The 25,300-nt window shown below is 74.4% G+C and carries 23 protein-coding genes, 1 tRNA gene and 1 pseudogene; 13 read left to right on the forward strand and 12 right to left on the reverse strand.

Annotated features, from left to right (window positions below):
* Positions 1-207: 207 nt before the first annotated feature.
* The 4 genes from ACZ34W_RS33175 to ACZ34W_RS33190 all read left to right on the forward strand — a co-directional run bounded on the left by ACZ34W_RS33175 (position 208) and on the right by ACZ34W_RS33190 (position 3,234).
* On the forward strand, positions 208-1,338 hold the full coding sequence (locus ACZ34W_RS33175) for a radical SAM protein (protein ID WP_465609471.1): 1,131 nt from the start codon (positions 208-210) through the stop codon (positions 1,336-1,338).
* Positions 1,335-1,469, forward strand: coding sequence for a hypothetical protein (locus ACZ34W_RS33180; protein ID WP_465609473.1), 135 nt, complete (start codon positions 1,335-1,337; stop codon positions 1,467-1,469). Before ACZ34W_RS33175 ends, ACZ34W_RS33180 begins: the two co-directional genes overlap by 4 nt.
* An 84-nt stretch (positions 1,470-1,553) precedes the next feature.
* On the forward strand, positions 1,554-2,426 hold the full coding sequence (locus tag ACZ34W_RS33185; protein ID WP_465609475.1) for a GNAT family N-acetyltransferase: 873 nt from the start codon (positions 1,554-1,556) through the stop codon (positions 2,424-2,426).
* Between the two features lie 133 nt (positions 2,427-2,559).
* Positions 2,560-3,234: an RDD family protein gene (locus ACZ34W_RS33190; protein ID WP_329485503.1), complete on the forward strand. Its 675-nt coding sequence runs from the start codon at positions 2,560-2,562 to the stop codon at positions 3,232-3,234.
* Positions 3,235-3,354: 120 nt separating this feature from the next.
* On the opposite strand, the gene glsA is transcribed toward ACZ34W_RS33190, so the two are convergent.
* The 3 genes from glsA to ACZ34W_RS33205 all read right to left on the reverse strand — a co-directional run bounded on the left by glsA (position 3,355) and on the right by ACZ34W_RS33205 (position 7,914).
* On the reverse strand, positions 3,355-4,719 hold the full coding sequence (gene glsA / locus ACZ34W_RS33195) for a glutaminase A (protein WP_465609477.1): 1,365 nt from the start codon (positions 4,717-4,719) through the stop codon (positions 3,355-3,357).
* An 802-nt stretch (positions 4,720-5,521) separates the two neighbouring features.
* Positions 5,522-6,418, reverse strand: a complete 897-nt coding sequence (locus ACZ34W_RS33200) for a class I SAM-dependent methyltransferase (protein ID WP_465609479.1) — start codon at positions 6,416-6,418, stop codon at positions 5,522-5,524.
* A gap of 23 nt (positions 6,419-6,441) precedes the next feature.
* A complete protein-coding gene (locus tag ACZ34W_RS33205; protein WP_465609481.1) occupies positions 6,442-7,914 on the reverse strand; it encodes an FAD-dependent oxidoreductase in 1,473 nt (490 codons plus the stop codon).
* Positions 7,915-8,384: 470 nt separating this feature from the next.
* Here ACZ34W_RS33205 and ACZ34W_RS33210 point away from each other — a divergent pair, with 470 nt between their 5' ends.
* Together ACZ34W_RS33210 and ACZ34W_RS33215 are read left to right on the forward strand one after the other, a co-directional pair.
* The gene (locus ACZ34W_RS33210) at positions 8,385-8,804 is read left to right on the forward strand and encodes a hypothetical protein (RefSeq protein WP_465609483.1); all 420 of its coding nucleotides are present in this window, start codon (positions 8,385-8,387) and stop codon (positions 8,802-8,804) included.
* A gap of 201 nt (positions 8,805-9,005) precedes the next feature.
* Positions 9,006-9,749 (forward strand): class I SAM-dependent methyltransferase, encoded by a 744-nt coding sequence (locus tag ACZ34W_RS33215; RefSeq protein ID WP_465609485.1) that lies wholly within the window; start codon positions 9,006-9,008, stop codon positions 9,747-9,749.
* Positions 9,750-9,809: 60 nt separating this feature from the next.
* Here ACZ34W_RS33215 and ACZ34W_RS33220 read toward each other — a convergent pair whose 3' ends face one another.
* Positions 9,810-10,607, reverse strand: a complete 798-nt coding sequence (locus tag ACZ34W_RS33220) for a PIN domain-containing protein (protein ID WP_465609487.1) — start codon at positions 10,605-10,607, stop codon at positions 9,810-9,812.
* 78 nt (positions 10,608-10,685) lie between these two features.
* The gene (locus ACZ34W_RS33225) at positions 10,686-11,246 is read right to left on the reverse strand and encodes a TetR/AcrR family transcriptional regulator (RefSeq protein WP_329485496.1); all 561 of its coding nucleotides are present in this window, start codon (positions 11,244-11,246) and stop codon (positions 10,686-10,688) included.
* Between the two features lie 85 nt (positions 11,247-11,331).
* On the opposite strand from ACZ34W_RS33225, the gene ACZ34W_RS33230 reads away from it, so the two are divergent.
* The gene (locus ACZ34W_RS33230) at positions 11,332-12,180 is read left to right on the forward strand and encodes a patatin-like phospholipase family protein (RefSeq protein WP_465609490.1); all 849 of its coding nucleotides are present in this window, start codon (positions 11,332-11,334) and stop codon (positions 12,178-12,180) included.
* A gap of 229 nt (positions 12,181-12,409) precedes the next feature.
* Here ACZ34W_RS33230 and ACZ34W_RS33235 read toward each other — a convergent pair whose 3' ends face one another.
* Complete coding sequence (locus ACZ34W_RS33235) at positions 12,410-12,796, reverse strand: hypothetical protein (RefSeq protein ID WP_329485494.1); 387 nt, start codon at positions 12,794-12,796, stop codon at positions 12,410-12,412.
* Positions 12,797-13,177: 381 nt separating this feature from the next.
* Between ACZ34W_RS33235 and ACZ34W_RS33240 the strand changes: the two genes are divergently transcribed.
* Positions 13,178-13,633, forward strand: a complete 456-nt coding sequence (locus ACZ34W_RS33240; protein WP_359808858.1) for an ATP-binding protein — start codon at positions 13,178-13,180, stop codon at positions 13,631-13,633.
* 137 nt (positions 13,634-13,770) lie between these two features.
* Here ACZ34W_RS33240 and ACZ34W_RS33245 read toward each other — a convergent pair.
* Positions 13,771-14,039: pseudogene (locus tag ACZ34W_RS33245) on the reverse strand (SpoIIE family protein phosphatase); the annotation flags it as partial.
* A 117-nt stretch (positions 14,040-14,156) separates the two neighbouring features.
* A complete protein-coding gene (locus tag ACZ34W_RS33250; protein WP_329485492.1) occupies positions 14,157-14,312 on the reverse strand; it encodes a DUF6131 family protein in 156 nt (51 codons plus the stop codon).
* Positions 14,313-14,552: 240 nt separating this feature from the next.
* On the opposite strand from ACZ34W_RS33250, the gene ACZ34W_RS33255 reads away from it, so the two are divergent.
* Positions 14,553-14,966 (forward strand): DoxX family protein, encoded by a 414-nt coding sequence (locus ACZ34W_RS33255; protein WP_465609528.1) that lies wholly within the window; start codon positions 14,553-14,555, stop codon positions 14,964-14,966.
* 59 nt (positions 14,967-15,025) lie between these two features.
* On the opposite strand, the gene tkt is transcribed toward ACZ34W_RS33255, so the two are convergent.
* Entirely contained in the window at positions 15,026-17,170 is a 2,145-nt protein-coding gene (gene tkt, locus ACZ34W_RS33260) for a transketolase (RefSeq protein ID WP_465609493.1), read from the reverse strand.
* A gap of 223 nt (positions 17,171-17,393) precedes the next feature.
* Here tkt and ACZ34W_RS33265 point away from each other — a divergent pair, with 223 nt between their 5' ends.
* The 4 genes from ACZ34W_RS33265 (at position 17,394) to ACZ34W_RS33280 (ending at position 22,459) form a co-directional block, all read left to right on the forward strand.
* Complete coding sequence (locus ACZ34W_RS33265; protein ID WP_465609494.1) at positions 17,394-18,761, forward strand: mycothione reductase; 1,368 nt, start codon at positions 17,394-17,396, stop codon at positions 18,759-18,761.
* 142 nt (positions 18,762-18,903) lie between these two features.
* Positions 18,904-20,610 carry a bifunctional phosphatase PAP2/diacylglycerol kinase family protein gene (locus tag ACZ34W_RS33270; RefSeq protein ID WP_465609496.1) on the forward strand — a complete coding sequence of 569 codons (1,707 nt, stop codon included), beginning with the start codon at positions 18,904-18,906 and terminating at the stop codon, positions 20,608-20,610.
* Entirely contained in the window at positions 20,611-21,582 is a 972-nt protein-coding gene (locus tag ACZ34W_RS33275) for a YihY/virulence factor BrkB family protein (protein ID WP_329485487.1), read from the forward strand.
* 10 nt (positions 21,583-21,592) lie between these two features.
* Entirely contained in the window at positions 21,593-22,459 is an 867-nt protein-coding gene (locus ACZ34W_RS33280) for a phosphatase PAP2 family protein (RefSeq protein WP_465609499.1), read from the forward strand.
* Positions 22,460-22,584: 125 nt separating this feature from the next.
* On the opposite strand, the gene ACZ34W_RS33285 is transcribed toward ACZ34W_RS33280, so the two are convergent.
* The 3 genes from ACZ34W_RS33285 to ACZ34W_RS33295 all read right to left on the reverse strand — a co-directional run bounded on the left by ACZ34W_RS33285 (position 22,585) and on the right by ACZ34W_RS33295 (position 25,190).
* Positions 22,585-22,658, reverse strand: a tRNA-Met gene (locus ACZ34W_RS33285).
* Between the two features lie 138 nt (positions 22,659-22,796).
* On the reverse strand, positions 22,797-24,431 hold the full coding sequence (locus ACZ34W_RS33290) for an ABC-F family ATP-binding cassette domain-containing protein (RefSeq protein WP_465609501.1): 1,635 nt from the start codon (positions 24,429-24,431) through the stop codon (positions 22,797-22,799).
* A 270-nt stretch (positions 24,432-24,701) separates the two neighbouring features.
* The gene (locus ACZ34W_RS33295; protein ID WP_329491987.1) at positions 24,702-25,190 is read right to left on the reverse strand and encodes a TetR/AcrR family transcriptional regulator; all 489 of its coding nucleotides are present in this window, start codon (positions 25,188-25,190) and stop codon (positions 24,702-24,704) included.
* Positions 25,191-25,300 lie beyond the last annotated feature (110 nt).

Here is a 25,300-nt window from a genome sequence, read left to right on the forward strand (position 1 = left end):
CGGTCAGGCCCCCACCCTCCGGATACCTCACACCAACGGCATACCGCAGGGATCATGAACCGTCACTACCCGACGACAACCCGAAATCCTCAGTAGGTGGATTGGGGGCGCGAGGAAGCGCCCCGGGCGAATCTTCGCGGGCCCCGGCGGACTGCAAGGAAACGACGCCCACCAGAGACCGCGCGACACCTTCGAGGAGGCACCGCCGTGCATCAACTCATCGCCAGCCGGTTCCTGGACGATTACCTCGTCCTCCGCCCCGGTAGCACGGCTGGGATCAAGGTCCCGGCCCGACAGTTCGCCGAACTGGAGCAGTGCACGGAGGCCGGTGAACCGGCCCCGGCGTGGCTGGTCGAAGGTGCCCGTCGGCGTTGGGCGCTCGACCTCGCACCGGATAGTCCGGCGCGGGACTACCTACTGGTCCGCACCAAGGCCGCCCCGCGGTACAGCCGGGCGTCGTGGGAGATCAACCTCGGTTGCAACTACGACTGCGAGCACTGCTACCTCGGATTGAAGAGGTTCGAGGGCCTGTCCATGGATGGCAAGGCGAAACTCCTGTACACCATGCGTGACGCCGGTGTTCTATGGCTCCAGATCACTGGCGGTGAGCCGACCGTCGACCGGGACTTCACCGCCTCGTACGCGCTCGCAGCCGAGCTCGGCATGATGATCACAATCTCCACGAACGGCTCCCGGCTGTGGCAGCCGAAGATCCTGGAGGTCCTCACCACGCTGCCCGCCTACCGGGTCGTCGTCAGCGTCTACGGTGCGACGGCCGCCAGTTACGACGGCCTGACACGCCGCAAGGGCTCCTTCGCCATGTTCCGGAAGGGCATGTCCGCCGCGTTGGAGGCCGGAATCCCGATGCGGCTCAACCTCGTCGTCACCGAGCACAGCGCCGACGAGGAAGCCGCGATGGTCGCCATGGCCGAGAACTGGGGCCTTGAGCACAACTCCTACGTCAACATGTCGCCGACGATCTACGGTGGCGACGAGTCGCTGCCGTCGCAGTCCGCCCGGCACCTGCGGCAGCGGAAGGTGTTCTCCGGCTGCAACGCGGGCCACACCTTCTTCCACTCCGACCCGCACGGCATCGCGTCGATCTGCAAGGTCGGCCGCGACCCGAGCGTGGACCTGATGGCCGAAGGCGTCGACGGTCTCCGCAGGCTTGGCGCCATCGCCGACTCCCTCATGCTTCGCACCGGTGGTTGCTCCGGCTGCCGGCTCTCCGGCTCCTGCGGGGTCTGTCGGCCGCTGGCCAAGCTCTACCAGGAGGCGAAGGCACCACTCGCAAGTTACTGCCGGCACGGACGGAAGAGAAAGGAGGTGTCAGCATGAATCCGGTGGCCCTGGTCCAGCTCGGCAGGTCACGCGTCGGCCCGGTCGAGATCGAGATGGTCGATGACCTGGACGACCTCGCCGAGTCGACGAAGTGCTCCTGCAACGCGGGCGACGACAACCCGTTCTAGATCCTGACCGGTCCGGTCATCGCAGGCTCCGGCTCATTCGCGCCGGAGCCTGCGGCATACGGTGCCCGTGAGTAGGGTGCCGCCATGCGATTCGAATGGGACCGGCTGAGCCCCCTGGTGACCGTCCCGTATGTGCCCACCCTCGGCCCGGTCCACCCCGACGCTCTCACCGCCGAGTTGTTCGCCGACGTCCTGGCCGTGGCCGGTACAGGCTGCTTTCTGCCGCACGACAAGGACCAGCGCTGGTCCACCACGAAGGACGAGACCGTCCTGGTCGAGGCAATCACCCAGTACGGCGGCCACACCCTCATTCCCACCCTCACCCGGCGAGGCCGGGGCGCGATCAAGCTCCATTCCTACAGCCGTGCCGCGCCCGATCTGCCCCGCCTACTCGACGCAGCCGCCGACTTGCAGGCCGAGTACGGCGCCGGGGCGGCCCGCGTCCTCTGGTTCCAGCCGGCCGACGCCGTCCCGCCCGCCGGGGCCACCTGCACCCGGGTCCAACTCAAGACGTTCGGCCCCTTCGAGCAGCTCGGACCGAGAGTGGACGAACTCCAGAACCTCCCGGTGGCCGTAGCCGCCACCTTCGCCGAGTTCGCCGATGTGATGGCCGCTGATGGCTTCGCCTTCCTGTGGAACACATTCCAGGCCGGCGCCCTGGATGGACCGATCCTCGCCGTCGTCGTCGACGACAAGGTGGCCGGGGCGATCGGCCCGATGGAGATCATGAAGGACTCAGGCGGCGACCCGCGGCTGCTGCCCCAGTACTTCGGCGTCCTGCCGGACCACCGCAGCCGCGGCATCGGCCGTCGGCTGTGGCGTGCGGCCATGCAGTGGGGACAGGACCACGGCGCCTCCTACCAACTTCTGCAGACCGAGCTCGACGGCGCCTCCGATGCTCTGTGTCAGGCCGAAGGGCTCGCCACCCTCGGGTTCGTCCACACCGCAAGCTCCTGACGAACCCGCCGGTCGGCGGGTGACGAGGGGGCAGGTCCGGGGTATTCACGTAACGGTTGGCCCCAGGGTCTTCCTAAACGATCGTCGGAGCCACTAGACCCGAGGGACAAGCCACGACGAAACGAGCAGGACGATGACGAACCCACCCCCCGGCTACGGCTACCCGTCGGACGAGAACCCGTACGGCAAGCAGCCGCCGCCGGCGCAGCCGGGCTACGGGGCCCCGCAGGGCCCCTACGACCCGCAGCCCGGCGCCGCCTACCCGCCGCCCGGCTACGCCCAGGGCGCTCCCGGCTACCCGCCGCCCGCGCAGGGCTACCCGCAGGGCGGCGGCCAGCTCCCGCCGTGGGTCGGCCCGGCGGGTCCGTACGGACCGCCGCCGCCCGGGAGCCGGACCCTGGCCACCCCGGCCGACCGCTTCCTGGCCCGTCTGATCGACCTGGGCGTGCTGCTGATCCCGTTGATCGTGCTCCAGCTGGCCTTCACGACCGTGGCGGGTTCGATCCTGGCCGCCGTCATCGGCGCGCTGATCGTCTTCGCCTACGAGGCGGCGATGATGCTCAGCCAGGGCCAGCAGACCGTCGGCAAGAAGGCGATGAAGCTGCGGGTGGTCTCGGCGACGCACGGCGGCCGCCCGAGCGACAACGAGCTGTGGACCCGCAGCGCGGTCTACGGCCTGCCCCAGGCGGTCTACTGCGTCGGCTCGGTGTTCTCGCTGGTGAACGTGTTGTCGCTGCTCTGGGACAAGCCGCTCCAGCAGTGCTTCCACGACAAAGCGGCCAAGACCGTGGTGGTCAAGGAGTCCTGACCGCGGGCCGGTCCGCCCGGCGGGCCCGATGGAGCCCGGTCGCCCCGATCGTCGTCGGCGGTGACCGGGCTCCGTGCGTTCTGGTCGCACCGGGCAGCCCGGCAGCACGCCCCGACGAGGTCAGCTCGGGGCGGACGGTGCGAGGGGCGCTTCGCCGGCCAGGAGCCGGTCCTCGCACCAGGCCACCGCGTCGTCGCGGCTGGTGAAGGCCTGCCAGTCGGGGTGCCCGTCGGCCGCGGCCAGGAACGGCTCCTGGGCGGCGACGACGATCCGGTGGCCCCGCTGGGCGATGTCCGCCAGACCGGCGGCGAGCATCGCGGCGGAGCCGGGCCGGATGCCGGTGACGGCCATCAGGTCCAGCACCAGCCAGCCGGGTGTCGCGGGGACGGCCCCCTCGACGGCGCCCAGCAGCTGCTCGGTCTCGGTGAACTCCAGCTCGCCCTGGGCGCCGACGGCGATGATGCGCTGCCGGCTGCGGTTGAGCAGCGCGGTCTGCTCCGGGCTGCGGGTGCGGGAGGAGCGCGCGCCGTGCCCGGTGTCGGTGACGGTGGCCGTCAGGTGCACCGGTGCGTGCATGAGGTGGAGGGTGAGCCGCTCGGACATCGCGGTGAGCGCGGCCACGCCCCGCACGGAGTTGCCCTCCCGGTCCAGCGGCGGGCTGTAGACCGCGACCCCGAACCGGCCCGGGCTGGCCGCGATCAGCCCGCCGGCGACCCCGCTCTTGGCCGGCAGCCCGACGTTCAGCAGCCACTCCCCGGCGCCGTCGTACATCCCGCAGGTGGCCATGACGGCCAGGGTCCGTACCGCCACGCTCCGCTCCACGACCCGCTCGCCGGTGACCGGGTTGCGGCCGCCGTTGGCCAGGGTCGCGGCCATCACCGCGAGGTCGGCCGCGGTGACCAGGACGGAGCACTGGCGGAAGTAGGTGGCCGTCACGGCGTACGGGTCGTCGGTCAACGAGCCGGCCGAGCGCATCAGGTAGGCGAGCGCGCGGTTGCGGTCGCCGCTGGCGGCCTCGGAGGCGTACACCTCCTCGTCGTAGCCCAGTCGGCGGCCGGCGAACGCGGACAGGCAGTCCAGGATCCGGGCGGACCGCGCCTCGGGGTCGGCCGCCGCGACCAGGGCGGTGGTGGCGATCGCGCCGGCGTTGACCATCGGGTTGGCCGGGCGCCCGGTGACCGGCTCCAGGCTGATGGCGTTGAAGGCCTCGCCGCTGGGCTCGGCGCCGACCCGTCGGAGCATCTCGTCGGGCCCGAGGTCGGTGAGGGCCAGTGCGTAGACGAAGGGCTTGGAGACCGACTGGATGGTGAACTCGGTGTCGGCCTTGCCCGCCTGGTAGCGGCGGCCGCCCATGCTGGTGATGGCGATCCCGAAGTCGTCGGGGTCGGCCTGGGCGAGCTTCGGGATGTAGGAGGCGACTTCGCCGTCCGTCAGCCCGCTGATCCGCCGGTGCAGTTCGTTGAGCGCCTTCGTCACCGGGTCCATGCGCGCACCCCTTCCGTTCCTCTCCGCCGTTCCGGTCCCCCGGGCCCCAGGGCGCCCGCTGCCGCTGCCCACCGGGAGGCCCACCGGGAGGCCCACCGGGCGGCTCACCGGTCGGGAGGCCGGTCGTGAGGCCCGGTCGGGTGGGGCCGGACGAAGCCGAAGCCGCGCTCAGCAGCATGCCAGGGGCGCGGCCGCACCCGCCCGCGACGCACCGGCGGCGGGCGGGTGCCCCGTCGCCCCGGGGGGTCGCCGGTGCCCGGGGCGCCCGGTGCACGGGGCCCGCTCGGGCGCGGCAGCCGTTCAGCGGGTGCCGGGAACGGACGCTGACCGGCCTTGGTGTGATGAGCCCTCTATTCGGGACATCTCGCGGAGGGCTGTCCGGATCCCCCGGCAGGCCCGATCCTGGACGGACTAGTGGTCACCCACCCCGGGGGAGTGCCGAGTGTGGTCCGCAGCTGTCTCCTGGCCCCTGCCCGAGGGCGCCCCCGGGCCCGTGGCAGGACGTGCTCTTCCGGGCCCTGTCCACCGTCGTCGTCCTGTCGGCCGCCCAGGAGCCGCTGCGCGGGCTGGGAGTCGGTGCGACCTGGCGTCCGGGCACGCTCGGCGCGCGGGTGGGCGACCGCCTCGTCGGGCCCGCGGTCCGGACCGTCCTCGTCGACCGGCGCGAGAGGAGCGGGAGCCGGGCCCGGGCCCGGGCCCGCGCCCGGGCCCGGGCCCGGGCGCGTGACCCGCGGTCGGGCCCGAGCCCGGGGCCGGTGCTCCGGTCCGAGCACCGGCCCGGAGGCCCGGCCCGGTGGGCAGGTCAGCGCCGGGGCTTGTGCGCGAACACCCAGCGGTTGCCCGCCAGCGCGTCGTTCTGCTCGGGCAGCGGGCCGCGGCCGTGCCGGTGGGTGAACTCGAAGGGGGTGCTGACGGAGGTGGTCCAGCCCCGGTCCGCCAGGGCGCCCGCCGAGTCGGGCCGGGGTTCGAGGTTGAACAGGGTGAGCAGGTCGATCCCGATCTGCTCCCTCGTCGCGGTGTAGAGCGGGCTGTCTCGGTACCGCAGCAGGTCCGGTTCGAGCTTGGCCTCGTACGCCAGGGCGCTGCCGCCGGTGCTCAACCGGTCCACCGCGCCGACGAGGTGCGACTCGACGGCGCTGGGCAGGTAGAACAGCAGCCCCTCGGCCAGCCAGACGCTCGGGGCGGCCGGGTCGAAGCCCGCGCCGGTCAGCGCCCCGACCCAGTCGGCGCGCAGATCGGCCGGGACGGGTACGCGCGCCGCCCTCGGGACGGCGGACAGCCCGTCGAGGACCCGGTGCTTGAACGCCAGCACCCCGGGCCGGTCGATCTCGAAGACCACGCAGCCGGGCGGCCAGTCCAGCCGGAACGCCCGGGCGTCCAACCCGGCTCCGAGCAGCACCACTTGGCGGGCGTCGGCGCGGACCGAGCGGAGCAGGAAGTCGTCGAGGACCCTCGTTCGCAGACCGAAGTAGCGGGCGAACCGCCCCCAGAGCGGGTTCGCGTCCCCGCCAGGGGCCTCCCGCCCCCGGACCGGCCAGCCCGCGGAGGCCGGGGCGGCGCGCACGAAGTGCTCCGCGAAGGCGTCCTGGGCCAGGCTGTCCCGGCGGTGGGTCTCGATCGCCCGTGCGGCGGCGACCAGCAGCGCGGTGACCCCGACGCCCCCTTCCACGCCGCTGTTCCGATCCGTGGCGTCGGTCATGCGTCCCTCCCTGGGGTGAAGCCCTACCGCGATGGCGAGGTCGAGGACGGCGCTTCCGTCGCCGGCCCGGGCACCGGGTGGCCGTCGGCGCGGGCGGTGCGGGCCGTCGGCGTGGTGGGGGCCGGCGGCGCGGCACGGCGGCGACGCAGCGCCGCGCCGACGACCTTCCGCAGGACGGAGGGCTGGAAGAGCAGGGTGGGCGGCGCGACCATGTTGGCGACCCGGACGAACCGGGACCACACCTCCGGGTCGTGCACCGCCACCGTGAAGACCTGGGAGTTGTACCAGTGGGCCACCCGGGCCGGCAGCGGCCGCCCGTCCGGGTTCCACATCAGGTCCGAGTTGCTCGACAGCGTCCAGGGCACCAGCAGCACGCGGGCCAGCCGGCGCTGGAACCGGCGGCCCAGTCCGTCCAGTCCCTCGCCCCCGGCCCGGCGGGCGGCCAGCATCCGCTGCAGGAGCCGGGCCTCGAGCGCCGCCACGGTGAGCCCCTGCCCGTACACCGGGTTGAACACGCAGACCGAGTCGCCGACGGCGAGCAGGCGCTCGGGCCAGTCCCTGACCCGGTGGTACTGGCTCCACTGGTTGTTGGGATTGACGTACCGGCGGGTCGGCTCCGGACGGGTGCGGCGCTCGATCAGCTCGGCCAGCAGGGGGTTCGCCAGGCTCCGGGCGAAGTCGAGGTACCCCTGGTCGTCGGTCGGCGGCACCTGGTCGTCGAAGCCGAACAGCGAGCACGTCCAGCGGTTCCGCTCGACGGCCAGGATGACGCCGCCGCGCGGGATGCCCGGCGCGAAGGTCATCTGGTAGGCGGCGTCGAAGTCCGGGCGGTCCCGCTCCGGCCTGGCGAAGACCATCGAGGTGTAGGTGATCTTCGCCTTCACCACACGCGGCGCGGGCACCCGCACGCCCAGGGCGTCGAGCCGGCCGTCCAGCCCGCCGGCGCGCCCCGAGGCGTCGACCACCAGGTCCGCCGCCAGGGTGGCCGGCTCCTCGGCGCCGGCCACCCGGTACACCACCCCGGTCACGGCCCCGGGACGCTCCGCGAGCAGGCCCTCGCAGCGTGCCGGGGCCAGCAGCCTCACACCGGGCAGGGCCAGCACCCGGCGCCGCAGCCGGCGTTCCAGCTCGTCCCGGGTGAACGACTGGATCAGCACGCCCGTCGGGTGCCGCGGGGCGAAGCCGGCCGGTTGCAGGAAGCTCATCCGCTCCCCGTAGTCGTAGACCGGGGCGCCGAGTTCGCGCAGTTCCTCGCGCAGGCCCGGGAAGAGCGTCTCCAGCACCTCCGCGCCCCTGGCCAGCATGGCGTGCGCGTGGTGGCCCTGCGGGGCGTGCGGGTGGACGCCGGTGTGCTCGTCCACCTCGTCCCGCTCCAGGAGGACGACCTCGCGGAAGCAGTCGGTCAGCACCCGCGCCGTGACGAGACCGGCGTACCCGCCGCCGATGACCACGGCCCTCTCCCAGCGACGGTCCGACTCGTGCGCCCGCGTTCCCATGGACCCCTCCTCCGACGGCCCGGTGCCCGTCTCCCGCACCAGGGTGCAGGCGCGTCGGGACCGCTGACCAGAGCGACGCCCGCCCACTGCTTCCACGCGCCCCCATCGTGCCCCGTCGCACTCCGTCGGTCGTACCGCGGCCGCCGGGGGTCCGTCCGGGCGGGGCGGCGGGGGTCGGAGGGCCGTCCCGCGTCGTCCTGACTGAGGATCCGGTCCTCGGTCTCCGGAGGTACCCGCGTCCGCCGCGCGAAGGAGACTGTGTCGCAAGGGAGTTGAGAGATTCGATGCGGGCCGGGCGGAACCCCGGTCGCCTCGGCCGGCCCCTCGCCGCCCGACCGGCTCGCCAGAGTGGGTCGCCGGCTGCTCCCAGCCGACGAGGGTACGAACGCCGCGCGGTCCGGCCGGGCGGGGATCGGGGTGCGCGGTGGGCGGCCCGCCGCCTGCTCACCGAGGAACGCGTCACCCTGCTCGTGCCGCTCCGCCCCGGCGCCACGCTCCCCGACTGGCTGCCCCCGGCCAGTCGGGACGGCTGGACCCTGCTGTTCGGCGCCCGCTGGACACCCCTGCTGCCCGTCCTGGAGGACCACCCGATCCGCTACGTCAGCAGCGCCAACCGCACCGGCCACCCACCCGCCGCCTCGGCCGCCGACGCCACCGCGATGTTCCCCGACACCGTGCCCGTGCTCGGCGCCACCTCCCTCACCGGCGCCGGCCGCGATCCGGCCGGGCCACCCCGCCGGGCGACCACCACGCTGCGCCTGCACGCCGGCGGTCGGATCGATCTGCACCGCCACGGCGCCGAGGACCACCCCCACGGGAGCACCGACCGGTACCTCGAACGGGTCCGGGCCGGCTACGGGGGCACGGCGGCCCCGAACGGCCGCCCCTGAACGAGCTGTGACGTCGTGTCGGGACGCCGGTGCCCGAGCGTCACCCGGCCGACTTCTTTGTGTCATCCGCCAGTACGGCCGTCGCACCGCGCGGAGGAGACTCGTCGCCACGGCCCCGGCGGGCCTCCACCCGCCGCGTCCGGCGAGCCGGAGTGGCCGCGTACCGGACGAAGCACGGGCGAAGGACATAAAGGGGGGCACGTGAGCGTGCAGCAGTACGACGGGATCGGCGAGGCGTTCGAGGGTTTCAAGTCCCTGCCGCTGATGCGTTACGGGGAGGTGCCGAGCTTCCTCGGCATGGTCGGGGACGTGAAGGGCAGGTCGGTCCTCGACCTGGCGTGCGGCACCGGCTTCTACAGCAGGGAGTTCAAGCGGCGCGGCGCCTCCGAGGTGTTCGGCGTCGACATCTCCGTCGAGATGATCGCCGCCGCGCGGGACATGGAACGGCGTGAGCCGCTGGACGTGCGCTACGAGGTCGGCGACGTCGCCGAGCTGGCGCCGCTGGACCGGCGGTTCGACCTCGCGCTGGCCGTGCAGTGTCTCAACTACGCGGAATCCGTGGAGCAGCTGGAGCGGATGTGCCGCAACATCCACCGGAACCTGGTGCCCGGCGGCGAGTTCTTCGTGTTCGCCCAGCGGCCCGACTACGCGTTCGACTGTCCGTCCCTGGAGCGGTACGGGTTCCGCTGCGAGCCGATCGGTGAGGAGGCCGGGACCGGTCCGCGGGTGCGGGTCACGGCGCTCCTCGACCCGCGGCCGATCAGCATCGTCAGTACCGTTCCGCGTCGCGAGGCCTACGAGGAGTGCCTGCGGGCGGCCGGATTCCGTGACCTGGAGTGGGTGCCGATCCAGGTGTCCGAAGCCGGCCTCCGCGAGTTCGGCGCGGAGTTCTGGGCGGACCTCCTGGCCAAGCCGCCGCTGGTGATGCTGCGCTGTCGTGCCTGAGGTTGGTGTCGGGTCCGGTGCCGAAGAAGCTTCGGCACCGGACCCCGGGCAATCCGGCCCTCAGAGCGGGAGGACGGGACGGGTCGAGAACTCCTCGCAGAGACCGTCGCCGTCCGGGCCGTGCACGAACTCGGCCATGAAGGGGTTCCGGTTGGCCGTGGCCAGCGGGAGCCACCCCAGCAGGAAGCCGTACCCGCCGCACACCGACTCGCCGCCGTCCCCGCCGTGGACGGACGCGGTGTCGCTGCTCACCTCGGTGCGGTAGGTGTCGTAGGCGATGCGCAGCCCGAAGGCGTTCGGCCGGCTCTGCGGCCCGTCCGGCTCTCCGTGGGGGAGGCGGTCGAGCGGGCAGTCGTCGCCCCAGCGGAAGAGCGTGGTGGCGCCGGCCCCGCAGGCGTGCTCCCACTCGTCCGGGCTCGGCATCCGCAGCCCGCGGGCCGCGAGGACGGCCGGCAGGTCGCCGTAGGCCTCGGCCAGCTCCTCGTCCTCCACGGCCATCAGCACGGTGGCCAGGGTGACGGTCCGACGCGGGCTGAGCACCTGGGCGAGGTGCTCCCGGAGGTCGGCGCCGTAGCCGAAGCCGTGCTCCAGGCTCGCCGCGTAGTCGGAGGTCTGCTCGGGCCTCGGCCGCCAGGCGTCGAGGTCGAACCCGAGCGTCACCCGGCCGCCGGGGATCAGCGCGAACTCCTGGTCGTCCCGTTCGATCCGGACGCGGTGCAGCGGGGCGCCGAGGTGCTCGACGGTCTCCAGCGCGGTCACCCGGCCGCCCACCAGCTCCGCCGCCCCGTGGGCGACGCGGCGTGCGGTCGGCAGGTCGAACGACCGCCACTGGTCGAGGCTGAGGGCGCTGAGAGACATGTGCCGCAGTGTGCCACGGCCCTCCGACAGGGAGGCGCGCCCCGACAGCGGCCATGACCGAAGGCCCGCCAGGGCCGTTCAGCGGTCCAGCAGTTCCGCGAAGCGGTCCAGGGCGCGATTCGTGCGGTCGCGGTCGCCGGTGGTGGTGAGGTCGAACAGCAGGCCCCGGACGACGGCCATGATCAACGTGGGCGTCACGGTGTCGTCGGGGCCGCTGGAGACGTCACGGAAGGTGGCGCCGAGCGTGTCGAACCAGTCCGTGATCGCCTCGCCCTGCTCGGGGTAGGCCTCGGGGTGAACCAGCCCGTCGGCGTGCACCTCGAAGAACAGCCGGACGAACGGGGCACGTTCCTCCGCGCTGATCCACGCCCAGATGCCGCGCAGCCGCTCCTGGGCGGTGCCCGTCGTCGGCGGAACGTGCCCGGTCAGGCGCGCGGCACCTCGGCGCCGCGCCTCGGCGAGGACCGCCGCGACCAACTCCTGTTTGCTGCCGAAGTCGTAGAGCAGCATCCGCGGGCTGGTGTCGAGGGCCGCGGCCATCGGCCGCAGGCTGAGTCCGGTCAGGCCGTGCGCGAGCACGTAGTCGGTCGCCCGTGCCAGCGTGCGCTCCCGACGGGCGGGGTCGGCGGGTCGCCCCACGGTGGATCTCCGCTCGGTTCATCGAAGTTGAGACAGCATCAGTGAGTATATGGTACGACTGTTTCACTATTGAGGGGAGATCACCTTGCACACCTTCGACCGAGCACTCGTCCTGGGTCCCGGGGGCCACGTCGGCACCGCCTGGATGGCAGGGCTGGCCCACGGGCTGCGCCTGCGCGGTGTGGAACTGGGCGGAGCCGACGTGATCGTCGGGACATCGTCCGGCGCGATCGTCGCGGCGCTGCTCGCCACCGGCCAGGACCTGGAGCGGCTCGCGACGGCGGCCCGCCGGCCGGAGCACCGGGTCACGGCGGACCCCGGGCGGACGGGCGAGGTGTTCGCCGTGCTCGGCGACCGCGGCCTGGAGCCCGAGGAGGCCCGCCGCCGCGTCGGCCGCCTCGCGCTCGACGGTGCCGACCCCCACGCCGAGGAGGCGCTGATAGCGGGCCGCGCCGCGCTGATCGGCGCGGACACCTGGCCCGAGCGCCGACTGCTGATCACCGCCGTGGACACCACCTCCGGTGAGCCCGTGGTGTGGGACCGCGACAGCGGTGTGCCGCTGGTGCACGCGGTGGCGGCGAGCAGCGCCTTCCCCGGGGTCGCGCCGCCCGTCGCCGTCGACGGCCGGCGGTACATGGACGGTGCGCTGCGCGCGGGGCCCAACGCCGACCTCGCCGTGGGAGCCCGCACGCTGGTCGTGGTCGAGCCGATGGCCCACCTGTTCCCCCGGGAGCTGCTCGACCAGCAGCTGGCGGCCGTGGGAGCGGCGCGCGTCGTGACCATCGGTCCCGATCCGGCCTCGGTCAGCGCTTTCGGCCCGGACCTGGGCGACCTGGCGGCCTGGGAGCCGGCCTACCAGGCGGGCCTTCGCCAGGCGGGCGACGTCGACGAGGAACTCCGCGCCTCGTCGACGCCGGAGCCCGACGCGCGCTGACCCCCGACCACGTCGCCACACGGCCGGCGGCGACAGCCCACCGGACGGTCACGGCGTGGGCCGACCCGCCCTCCCCGAGCCTCCGGCGGGCCCGCTGTCCCGCTGTCCAGCCTCTTCCGGGGCCCGCTCAACCGGCCGACGACGGTGCCGCGGTCGGCCGAGCGGGCAGCCTTCCGGCCCGTCCTGGCGGAGGTCAGTCGTCGTCGGCTACCGCTCCCACGGCGCGCAGTCAGTGGTTCGCGTCCTGGGCCTGCCAGATCAGTCCCCGCCCGGCGGCCGCACTGGCGTAGGCGTCGTCCCAGTTGTCGTAGTACAGGGTGTCGGCCGCATCGTTGAACCGCGATGCGGCCCCCCGGAGGAGGTCCTGCAGCTCCTCGGTGAAGCACGGAGCCGCGTAGGACAGCTGGGCGGCGTCCGTGAGGCCGACGGCGGCGTTGCCCTTGTCCCGGTAGCTGATGGCCTGCTCGGCCTGGGCGGCGATGTCGTCGATGGTGTTGAGGGCGCTCCCGCAGGCAGGTGTCGCGGGGCGGGCGGTGGCCGTCGTGACGACGCTGCCCAGGCCGAGGGCCATCGCCGCGGTGACCACGGCGAAGCGGCCGAGAGTCTTTCGCATCATGCTTCCTCCACTCATGCCGCCGGAGCCGTGCGCGATCTCCGGGGCTCGTTCCCGGTCGAGGTGTCCCGCCGGGCTCTCCACCTTCGCGAGAGCTCACGTTGTCCACAACAGGAACGGGCGGAACCGCAGTTCGGCCGCGGACAATGGCCATTGTCCGCGGCCGGAAGCCGTTCGTCCGTCGTCGTCGTCGTCGGCGGCGGCCGGGCGTGCCGGTCCGGCCGGGCGCCCTCCTGCGCCCCGCCGCGGCGCAGGAGGGCGCCCGGCGCCGACAGCCCCCGGGCAGGATCACCGCCGGGCCGCGGGTCCGTGCCTCGGGTGCGTGGGGGCGGGTTTTGGGGGCAGGCGCTGGATACGGACTGAAGAGGGACGGAGGATCGGGCCATGGGCGACGCGTCGGTGAGGGCCACGGGATGGGCCCGTTCATTCCCCATAGCGGGCGGTGTCCGGGCGGGGCGGCGGTGGACTCGGAACCACCTGCGCTCGCTCGCGTGGACGCGGGACGCGCCCGAGACCGTGGACGCCGTCCTGCTCACCGTCTCCGAGCTGCTGACCAACGCCCACATCCATGCCCACAGCAGCGCCGAGCTGGTGCTGGTGTGGGACGGCCGGTGCCTGCACGTGTCCGTCCACGACGGGAGCACCGCGGTGCCGGAGCCGCGCAGCGCGGGCACCGACGCGCTCAACGGGCGGGGGATGGCGATCGTGGACGCCCTCGCCGACGAGTGGGAGATCCGCCGCCAGCGGGAGGGGAAGACGGTGATCGCCTGTTTCCACCCGCCGGGCGAGCGGGACCCGCACCCGCGCGACACCGCCGGGCGGCTGTGCGGCCCGGCCTGAGGGCGCCCGGCCTGAGGGCCCGCCGGGGCCCGCCCGCCGATGTCGCGGTCGGCCTCCGTAACGGACCGCCGCTCAGCGGACCTTGATGCCGATCAGGCGGGTGTCGTCGTCGGTGTCCGCGCTGCTGTACCGCCGTCGATCGCGCCGAGCAGGATGCCGGCGACCGCGGGCAGTTTGCGGGCCTGGCCGTCACGCAGCAGGAGTGGCGGCAGGTGGCCCGCCCTCGCCCGGCGCAGCACGTGGGTGCGCGGCTCGTAGAGCGCGCAGACGGCGGTGGCGGTCACGTTGTCGGTCAGGTGGTGCGTCACGCCGTTCAGCCAGGCGAGGAGCTGGGCGGGGCGGCGCCGGTGGCGGCCAGGCCGCGCAGCGCGTGGCGCTGGGCGACCATGCCGGTGGCGGCGTCGAGGACGGGGCGGGCAGGGTGCTCGGCTGGCCGCCCCGTGACTGCCCTGGGGCCGGGGAGGCGGCCGGCACCTCCGGCGGCCCCGGGACGGCGCTGTGCCCGCTCGGTCGACGGGCTCCGTCACCAGTAGTGCTTGCGTCCGCCGACGGCGTGCCCGACCGCTCCCAGGATCCACAGGATCAGTCCCACGACGACGAGGACCGCTCCGATCGTCCACAGGATGCCGAGGCCGGTGAGGAGACCGATGACGAGAAGGATGATTCCGAGGACGATCATGCCGCGCTCCTTGGGCTCTGTGAGCTCTTCCCCCGCGCCGTGCGTCTGCCCGATTGCCGACGGGTCAACCGGCCCTCGCCGGTTTGTTGTCGCCCGGACGGGCCGGCCCACCCGAACGAGCCCGAGGTGCCCCCGCCGAGCCCCGGGCCGCCCGTCGGGAACGCCCGCGTGACGGGGATTGGCCCCCGGGGGACCGGAAAGACGCCGGGTATGTCCATCTTGCGAGCCTGTGCACGACCGATGCTGGCGTCGATGTTCCTCTACGGAGGCGCCGACGCCCTACTGAACCCCGCCCGGCTGGAGGCCGCCGCCGAACCGGTGGTCGACCCGCTCGCCGAGCACGTCCCGGCCGTTCCGCGCCGGCCCGAAACGGCGATCCGGCTCAACGCCGGGGTCCAGGTGGTGGCCGGCGCGCTGCTGGCGTCCGGCCGTCTCACCCGGCCCGCCGCGCTCGCGCTGGCGGCGACCCTCGTCCCGGTCACCCTGGCCGGCCACCGGTTCTGGGAGGTCAAGGACGAGGAGGAGCGCGCCCGGCAGCGCATCCACTTCCTGAAGAACCTGTCGATGTGCGGCGGGCTGCTGATCACGGCGGCGGACACCGGAGCGGGGCCGTCGCTGGCCTGGCGCGCCCGGCACCGGCGGTGGACCGGCTGACGCCCCCGCTCCCGGTGCGGCCGCCCACGACGGGCGGGCGCACCGGGGCGGACCCGGCGTCAGCCGGCCGCCGCGAGGCTCTCCCGCGCGGCCCCGGCCACGGCCTCGGCGGTGAGCCCGAACTCGCTGTACAGGCGCCGGTAGTCGGCGGAGGCGCCGAAGTGGTCGAGGCTGACGATCCGGCCGTGCGGGCCGACCAGCTCGCGCCAGCCGAGCGCCACGCCCGCCTCCACGCTCACCCGCGCCGCCACCGCGGGCGGCAGGACGCCGTCGCGGTACTCGCGCGGCTGCGCGGCGAACCACTCCAGGCACGGCAGCGACACCACCCGGCTCGCCACGCCCTCACCGGCGAGCTGCTCCTGCGCCGCCAGCGCGAGGTGCACCTCGGAGCCGGTGGCCAGCAGCAGGACCCGGGGCGGGGCGCCGTCGGCCGGGTCGCGCAGCACGTAGCCGCCGCGGGCGGCGCCGTCCGCCGGTGCGCACCCGCCGGTCCCGCGGTCGAGGACGGGCACCTTCTGCCGGGTGAGGACGAGGCCGGTCGGTCGGTCGTGGTGCTCCAGCAGCGCGTGCCAGCAGGCGGCCGTCTCGTTGGCGTCGCAGGGGCGCACCACGTCGAGGCCGGGGATCGCGCGCAGCGCCGCGAGGTGCTCCACCGGCTGGTGGGTGGGGCCGTCCTCACCGAGGCCGATCGAGTCGTGCGTCCAGACGTAGACGGTCGGGAGCTCCATCAGCGCGGCCAGTCGCACCGCGGGCCGCATGTAGTCGCTGAAGGTCAGGAAGGTGCCGCCGTAGGGGCGGGTCAGGCTCTGCAGGGCGATCCCGTTGAGGATGGCCCCCATGGCGTGCTCCCGGATCCCGAAGTGCAGGGTGCGGCCGTACGGGCCGCCCTTCCACTCCGCGGTCTCCACGCCCTCGGGCAGGAAGGAGGGCTCGCCGTCCATGGTGGTGTTGTTGCTCCCGGCGAGGTCGGCCGAGCCGCCCCACAGCTCGGGCAGGACCGGTGCGAGCGCGGTGAGCACCCGGCCCGAGGCGGCGCGGGTGGCCAGCCCCTCCCGGTCCGCGGGGAAGGCCGGCAGGTGGTCGGCCCAGCCGTCCGGCAACCGGCGCTCCGTCAGCCGGTCCAGCAGTGCAGCGCGCTCGGGGTGCTCGTCGCGCCAGCGCTCGTAGCGCGGGGTCCAGGCCTCGCGGAGTTCACGGCCGCGCTCGCGTGCCCGGCGGGTGCGGGTGAGGACGTCGTCCTCGACGGTGAAGCTGCGCGCGGGGTCGAAGCCGAGCAGTTCCTTGGTGGCGGCGACCTCCTCGTCGCCGAGCGCGGAGCCGTGGGCCTTGCCGGAGTTCTGGAGGTTGGGGGCGGGCCAGCCGATGACCGTCCGCAGCACCAGCAGCGAGGGCCGGGTGGTCTCCGCGCGGGCGGCCCGGAGCGCGTCGAGGACGGCGTCGACGTCCTCGACGTAGCGGCCGGTGCGGGTCCAGTCGACGGTCTGCACGTGCCAGCCGTAGGCGCGGTAGCGGGCGGCGACGTCCTCGCTGAACGAGACGTCGGTGTCGTCCTCGATCGAGATGTGGTTCTGGTCGTACACCATGGTCAGGTTGCCCAGCCGCTGGTGGCCGGCCAGCGAACTCGCCTCCGCGGTGACGCCCTCCATGAGGTCGCCGTCCGAGGCGAGGACGTAGACGTGGTGGTCGAAGGGGCTCTCGCCGTCCGGGGCGTCCGGGTCGAGCAGGCCGCGTTCCCGGCGGGCCGCCATCGCCATGCCGACGGCCGCGCCCAGCCCCTGGCCGAGCGGGCCGGTGGTGATCTCCACGCCCCGGGTGTGCCGGTACTCGGGGTGGCCGGGGGTGGCGGAACCCCAGGTCCGCAGGGCTTCCAGGTCGGAGAGCTCCAGGCCGTAGCCGGTGAGGTACAGCTGGACGTACAGGGTGAGGCTGGTGTGTCCGCAGGACAGTACGAAGCGGTCGCGGCCCAGCCACTGGTCGTCACCGGGGTCGTGGCGCAGGACGTTCTGGAACAGCAGGTGGGCCAGTGGCGCCAGGCTCATCGCCGTCCCGGGGTGGCCGTTCCCGGTGCGCTGCACGGCGTCGGCCGCGAGCAGCCGGGCGGTGTCCACGGCCCGGACGTCCACGGCGTCCCAGCCCGCCCGTGCGGCGACGGGGTCGGCCAGCGACTGGTGGCGGGTCGCGGGGTGCTTGTCGGGGGGTGTCACGGGTGTCCTCCCAGGGAGCCGGTCGGGGTCGGTGAGGTCGCCGGGGACGGTTCGGCGCGTCCGCGCGGCCTCCAGCGCCTACCCGGTGACCGGACCCGCATGGCTCGATCCGGTCCGGGATTCACCCGCCCGGTCCGGCCGGCGCGGCTGCCCCGTCCGCGACCCGAAGGGCGGTCCCTCCGCACTCCGGTGTCGGGGCGGCGCGCGGGGGTAGCCTCCGGACATGCCACACCACGATCTTGTCGTCCTGGGCGCGGGCTCCGGCAACACGGTGATCGACGACCGCTTCGGCGGCCTCGACGTCGCCGTCGTCGAGGAGGGGCCGTTCGGCGGGACCTGTCTGAACCGGGGCTGCATCCCCAGCAAGATGCTCGCCCACACGGCCGACGTCGCGGACACCGTGCGGGAGGCGGGCCGCTTCGACGTGGACGCCGCACCGGGCGTCCTGCGGTGGCCACGGGTACGCGACCGCGTCTTCGGGCGCCTCGACGGGCAGGCCGCGGAGGGGGAGCAGGGCCGGCGCGGCTCGGACTTCGTCACCGTCCACCGCGGCCGGGCGCGCTTCACCGGCGAGCGGACGCTGGTGGTGGAGGGCGACGGGAGAGAGGTGCACATCACCGCGGACCGGGTCGTGGTGGCGGTCGGCAGCCGCCCGGTGGTCCCGCCGCCGGTACGCGACAGCGGGCTGCCCTACGAGACCTCCGACACGATCATGCGGCGCCCGACGCCGCCGCGGCACCTGGCCGTCCTCGGTGGCGGCTACATCGCCGCCGAGCTGGCGCACGTCTTCCACGCGGCCGGCAGCCGGATCACGATCATCGAGAAGCAGGAGACCCTGCTCGCCCCGCAGGACGAGTCGGTGTCCCGCGCCTACACCCGACTGGCCCGCTCCGCGTTCGACGTGCGCACCGGTGTCGAGCTGACCGGACTGGAGGGGGAACCGGGCCGGCTGCGGCTGCGCCTGGACGACGGCTCCGCGGTCGAGGCCGACGCCCTGCTGGTGGCGGTCGGCCGGACGCCCAACAGCGACACCATCGACGCCGACCGGGCCGGCATCGCCCTGCGGGAGGACGGCCGCGTGGTGGTGGACGCCCACCAGCGGACCACCGCGCCAGGCGTCTTCGCCCTCGGTGACGTGTGCACGCCCGTGCCGCTCAAGCACGTCGCCAACCGGGAGGCGCAGGTGGTCGCGCACAATCTGCTGCACCCCGACGACCTGATCGCCACCAGCTACGACGCCGTCCCCGCCGCGGTCTTCACCCGCCCCCAGATCGCCCAGGTGGGCCGGACCGAGCGGGAGTGCCGGGACGCCGGCCTCGACTACACGACCGCCACCCGCCGGTACGCGGACGTCGCCTACGGATGGGCGCTGGAGGACACCGCCGGCTTCTGCAAGGTGATCGCGGACCCGGGGACCGGCCGCCTGCTGGGCGCCCACGTCCTCGGCCCGCAGGCGTCCACCCTGATCCAGCCCCTGGTCGTCGCGATGACCCTCGGCATCGACGTCCCCACCCTGGCCGGCACCCCGTACTGGATCCACCCCGCCCTCACCGAGGTCGTCGCCAACGCCCTGCTCGACCTCGACCTCTGACGGCGGCGCCGGGACGGGCGCCGTGCTCGACCTCTGACGGCGGCGCCCGGGCGGGCCGACGGCGCGGGCGTCCGGAGGGCGCCGTCCGGACGGGATGCGCCGGCCCGGCCATGAAACGGCGGTGTCCGGGCAGACGAGGGGCGTGACCACAGGGGTAAGGCGTCCGCTCCGAACGATCGCACCGGCTCTGCTCGCCCAGACGGTGCTCATGGTGCTGGCCGGTCTCACGATCACCCACCCGCCGCTGCACCTCTGGCGGCCGGGGGAGAACGCGCTGACCGACCGGCTCGCCGCCGGCCGGGTACCCGTCCTCGACACCGTCACCGCGTGGCTCTCGGTCCTCGCGAGCACCGGGGCCGTGATCGCCGTGGCGGGCGCCGCCGTGCTCGCGCTGCTGCTGGGCGCCCGGCGGTGGCGCGAGGCCGCCTTCCTCGGCGGCGCCGTCGCCGCCCAGTCCGCGGTCTTCCTGCTGGTCACCCTGTGCGTGGACCGGCCCCGGCCGACCGCGCCCCGGCTCGACGGCGCACCGCCGACCTCCAGCTTCCCGTCCGGCCACGTCGGCGCGGCGGTCGCGCTGTACGGCGCACTGGCCGTCCTCGCCGTCCTGCGCCTGCGGGGGCCGCTCCGGCTGCCGCTGTGCGCCCTGGCGGCGCTGCTGCCGGTGCTGGTCGGGTTCAGCCGGCTGTACCGCGGCATGCACCACCCGACCGACGTGCTGGCCGGGCTGGTGAACGGCGGCGCCGTGCTCTGGATCATGTGGCGGGCTTTCCTCTCCGACCCCAGGGAGACCACCGTGGCAGCCGTACCCGATCACCCGTCCGCCGGCCGGGCGGTGGTGGTCTTCAACCCCGTCCTGGTCGACGAGGACACCCTCGACCGGATCGACCGCGTCCTCGCCGGCCACGGCTGGGCGGCGCCGACCAGAACCGCCACCAGCGAGGCCGACCCCGGCCGGGGCGCCGCGGCGGCCGCGGTCGCCGCCGGGGCCGACCTGGTGGTGGCCTGCGGCGGCGACGGCACCGTGACGGCGTGCTCGCACGCCCTCGCCGGTACGGGCGTCGCGCTGGCCATCGCCCCCTGCGGCACCGGGAACCTGCTCGCCCGCAACCTCGGCCTGCCGGCCGACCCGGCGCGGGCGCTGGCGGACGCCCTCGCTGGCGGGCCCCGCCGGATCGACCTCGCCCTGGCCGACGGCGACGGCATCACCGCCACGGTGGTCAGCGCCATGGCGGGCATCGGCCTGGACGCCGCGGCGATGGCCGGCACCAGCCGCCGCGCGAAGAGCCGCTGGGGCTGGCCCGCCTACCTTCCCCCGCTGCTCCGCCACCTCGGCGACCGCCGGATGCGGCTCACCGTCACCCTGGACGACGCGCGCCCGCTCCACCGGCGGGCCGCGATGGCCGTGATCGGCAACGTCGGCGCGCTCCAGGGCGGGATCCGGCTGCTGCCGGGCGCCCGGCCGGACGACGGCCTGCTCGACCTCGTCCTGGTCCACCCGCGCGGCCTCGCCGGCTGGCCGGCGGCGGCAGCGCGGCTGCTCACCGGGCGGACCGGCGCGGGGGGCGGGTCGGCGCCGTTCGAACACTTCCAGGCGCGCCGGATCCACCTCACCGCCGACCGGGACCAGCCGCGGGAGCTCGACGGGGAGTGCCTGCCGGCCGGCCGCACCCTGCGGCTGGCCGTCCGGCCCGGCGCCCTGCTGGTCCACACGCCGACGGCCGGCGGGCCCCCGGTCAACGGAGCTGCGGTCGGCGGGGCTGCGGTCGACGGAGCCGCGGGTGGCGGGGCTGCGGTCGACGGGTCCCACCCGGTCGGAGCCGATCCCGTCCCGGCCGAACGGAGCAGCTGAGTGGGAACCGCCACCCGCGTCGGCCACCGCGGCCGCGAGCCCGAGGAGCTCTCCGCCGACGAGGCCGTCACGACGCTGCGCGCGTACGGCCGGTGGCAGCTGCTCAGGGACGCCTTCCTGCGCTTCCGCTACGCCGACGGCTTCAGCCACGCCCGGGCCCTCGCCTTCCAGACCGTGCTCGCCCTCGTCCCGTTCGCGATCGCGGTGGTCGGCCTCTCGTCCGTCCTGCACACCCAGTGGCTCGGCCGGGTGACCGAGCTGACCATCGCCCGGCTCACCGCGGGCCCGAGTTCCGACCTGGTCGACCAGGTCCTGCGGAGCGGCCGCGAGCGCGCGGGGGACGGCGGGAGCGTCGCCCTGTGGGGCGGCGCCGTGTTCTCCCTCGTCAACGTCGCCACCGCGATGTGCCAGATCGAGCGCGGGGCCAACCGGATCTACGGCATCGAACGCGACCGGCCGTTCCACCGCAAGTACGCGCGCGGACTGCTGATGGCCGTGCTGGCCGGTCTGCCGCTCGGCCTCGGCTTCGTCCTGCTGGTGGCGGGCCGGGAGATCGCCGCGGCTGTCGTCGAGGCGGGCGGGCCGGGGACCCATCGGGAGGCCCTCGTCTGGGCGGTCCTGCGATGGCCGGCCGGCATCGTGCTCGCCCTGCTGTCCGCGAGCGTCATCTTCCACCGGGCACCGCGCCGCCGACAGCCCGGCCACACCTGGCTCGCCTTCGGCGCCGCCGTGTACCTGGTGCTGTGGGTCGGCCTGACCGCCCTGCTCGGCCTGTACCTGCGGCTGAGCAACTCGATCGACGCGGTGTACGGGCCGCTGAGCGTGATCATCTCGCTCCTGATGTGGGCCTACCTGACCGCGATCGCGCTCTTCCTCGGGATCGCCTTCGCCGCGCAGCTGGAGGCCGACCGGGCGGGCGTCGAGGAGCCGGTGCTGCCCGACCCCGAGGATGATTCCGCAGGTCGTGGGTAGACGAGCCACGATGACAGCTGACCGGAGGCCGCACCGAAGCCCCGCCCGTACCCGGGTCCCCGCGCTGCGCCGGCTCTCCCGGCGCTGGCTCACCCGGCGCCGCTTCTCCCAGCGCCGGGCCGACCGGCGCTTCGGGGAGCGCCTGCTCGCGGCCGTCCTGGCGTTCGCCGTGGCGGCGGTGCCGACCGCCGTCCTGCTGGTGCTGATCGAGGCCGGCTGGGAGCCGCTGCGCGAGCTGGACGCCGGCGCGGCGGTGCACCTGAACGAAGCCGTCCGGCACCACCCGCTCCTGCTGGAGACCACGCGGGTACTGAGCAACTGGGTCTGGGACCCGGTCACGATGCGCCTGCTGGTGGCGGCCACCGTCGGCTGGCTGCTGTGGCGGCGGGCCTGGCGGCTGGCCCTGTGGGCGGCCCTCACCGAGCTGGCCGCCGGTCTGACCGGCCTGCTGGTCAAGGTCACGGTGGCCCGGGTCCGGCCCCGGCTGCCCGATCCCGTCGCCCACGCGCCGGGCTTCTCCTTCCCGTCGGGGCACGCCATGACCGCCATGGCCTCGTGCGCGATCCTGCTGCTGGTGCTCCTGCCGGTCGTGCCCCGGCGGGCCCGCCCGGTGGCCTGGGCGATCGCCGCGGTGACCGTGCTCGGGACGGGTCTGACCAGGATCGCCCTCGGCGTGCACTGGGTCAGCGACGTCCTCGGCGGCTGGCTGCTCGGGTTCGCGCTGGTCGCTTCGACCGCCTGGGCGTTCGAGGCCTGGCGGCGGGAGAGCGGCCTCCGCACGCCGAGGCTCCCGGAGGGCCTGGAACCCGAACTCGCCACGGACGACGACCCCGGCCCGCGGCCGGCCGGCAGCCGCCCGCACCGACCGGTGGGGTGAGGCGCCGGCCGGCCGCCGGGGGCGGGCGGGAAGCCGGAGCGGCCTGCCGGTCGGACCGGCAGGCCGGGTGAACGAACAAGGCCCGGGGTCGGCGCACAGTGTGCGCCGACCCCGGGCCCTCGTAGTAGCGGGAACAGGATTTGAACCTGCGACCTCTGGGTTATGAGCCCAGCGAGCTACCGAGCTGCTCCACCCCGCGTCGGTGAACCCGACTGTACGCCATCACGGGGGCGAGGGCGAAATCAGGGGCAGCGACCGGGCGGGCGCGGCGCAGCCGTGCGGCCCTCGCGGGCCCGGCCGGCGCCGTCCCTCCGCGCCGGCCGGACCTGAACGGGGCTCACGCCTCGGGCGCGGCCACCTCCTCCAGCGTGCCGCCGGCCAGCCGCAGCCACCGGTCCACCCCGATGCCGGCCAGGAAACGCTCGTCGTGGCTGACCACGACGAAGGCGCCCTGGTAGGAGGCGAGGGCGCATTCGAGCTGTCCGACGCTCACCAGGTCGAGGTTGTTGGTCGGCTCGTCGAGGAGGAGCAACTGGGGCGCGGGGTCGCCGCACAGCACACAGGCCAGGGTGGCGCGCAGCCGCTCGCCGCCCGAGAGCACCCCGACCGGGAGGTGGGCGCGGGCGCCGCGGAAGAGGAAGCGGGCGAGCACGTTCATCCGCTCGGGCGCCGGCAGCTCCGGCGCGGCCACCGCGAAGTTGTCCGCCACGCTGCGGTCCGGGTCCAACAGGTCCAGCCGCTGGGAGAGGTAGGCGACCCGGCCGTCCGAGCGCCTGAGCCGTCCGCCGTCGGGGGCGAGGTCCCCGACCAGCAGGCGCAGAAGGGTGGTCTTGCCGGTTCCGTTCTGTCCGAGCAGGGCGATCCGCTCGGGCCCGCGGACGGTCAGATCGACGCCGCCACCAGCGAACAGGGGCGTGCCGCCGCGCAGCACCTGGAGGTTCTCGCCGACGAAGAGGTCGCGCCCGCTCGGCACCCGGGTGCCGGACAGGTCCAGGGTCAGGCGCTGGTCGTCGCGCAGGGCGCGCTCGGCCTCGTCGAGCCGGGCCCTGGCCTCGCCGAGGCGGGCCGCGTGGACCTGGCCGGCGCGTCCTGCGGACTCCTGGGCGCCGCGCTTCATGGTCCCGGCGAAGATGCGGGGCAGACCGGCGTTCTTGAGGTTGCGGCCGGCGTTGCTCGCCCGGCGGTCGGCGCGCTCCCGCGCCTGCTGCAACTCCCGCTTCTCCCGCTTGAGTTCCTGTTCGGCATTGCGGATGTTCTTGGCCGCGACCTCGCGCCCGGCCTCCGCGGCCTGCTCGTAGGCGGTGAAGTTGCCGCCGAACAGCCGCAGTTCGCCGGAGTCGAGCTCGGCGATCCGGTCCATCCGGTCGAGCAGCGCACGGTCGTGGCTGACCAGCAGCAGGCAGCCGGAGAAGTCCTCCAGGACGCCGTGGAGCCGGTGGCGGGCGGCGAGGTCGAGGTTGTTGGTGGGTTCGTCGAGCAGCAGCACGTCGGGCCGCTTGAGCAGTTGCGCCGCGAGGCCGAGCTGGACGATCTGGCCGCCGCTGAGGGTGCCCAGCCGCCGGTCCAGGCCGACGCCGGCCAGGCCGAGACGTTCGAGCTGGGCGAGGCTGCGCTCCTCGACGTCCCAGTCGTCGCCGATGGCGGTGAAGTGCTCCTCGGCCACGTCACCGGACTCCACCGCGTCGATGGCGCGGATCACCCCGGCGACGCCGAGGACGTCGGCGACCGCGAGGTCCGCCGTCAGCGGGAGGTCCTGCGGCAGGTAGCCGGGTGTGCCGCTGACGGTCAACGATCCTGTGGTGGGCGTCAGTTGACCGGCGATGAGCTTGAGCAGCGTGCTCTTGCCCGCGCCGTTGGGAGCGACCAGGCCGGTGCGGCCGGTGCCGAGGGCGAAGGAGAGGTCCTGGAAGACGGGGGTGTCGTCGGGCCAGGAGAAGGAGAGCTGGGAGCAGACGATGGACGCATCGGACATGAGGACAACCCGGAGGATGGGCAGGCGGAGACACCTCGGCCTGCGAGCAGACAGGGGGAAGGGGAACGACGAACGAAGCCGTTGGCCCGGGGCACCGATGCCCGCCGACGGCTTCAGGACCGGGTCTCACCCGGAGATGTCGTCGTCACCCGCCATGTCTGCTCCACGCTTTCCGTCAGATGGGTTTTCCGCCGTCGAGCATAGCACCGTGTGTGGGCGATCGGTCGGGGTCGGCCGCGGGGGGCGGGCCGCCGCGCCGGGCCGGGCGCGTCACGGCGCGCCGGCCCCCCGCAGCAGGGTGTCGACCACCAGGTCGGCCGCCGGTCCGGCGGCCAGGTCGGGCGCCTGACGTGTCACCAGGTGCACGAGCTGGGGCAGCAGGGCGGCGACCCAGCCCTCGGGGAGGCCGGGGCGCAGCAGCCCTTCGGTGACGGCGCGTCGGAGGAAGTCCCCGACCTCGGCGACGGAGCTGTCGCGGCGCCTGCGGGTCTCCTCGTCGGCGAGCATCCGGGCCAGGTCCACCGGCCAGGCGCGGTTGACCTCGATGACGTTCTCCACGTAGCGGTGCAGGGCCACGGCGACGGGGGCCTCGCGCAGACGGGCGTCGGCGATGGCCCGCTCGACGGCGTCCAGGCGGGCGGAGTGGATGGCGGTGAGGAGTTCCTCGCGGGAGCTGAAGCGCCGGTAGACGGTCCGCCGGTCCACCCCCGCCTCGGCGGCGATGCTCGCGATGCTCGCGCCCGGGTCGGCGGCCAGCATCCGCGCTCCCGTCGTCAGGACGGCTTCGATGTTCCGCGCGGCGTCAGCTCTCACGGGGGGAGTCTAGCGGCGGTGTGCAGCTTCGGCTCGCAACCACCTCGTCGCTGTGT

The organism is Kitasatospora sp. NPDC022856 (genome assembly GCF_055561235.1).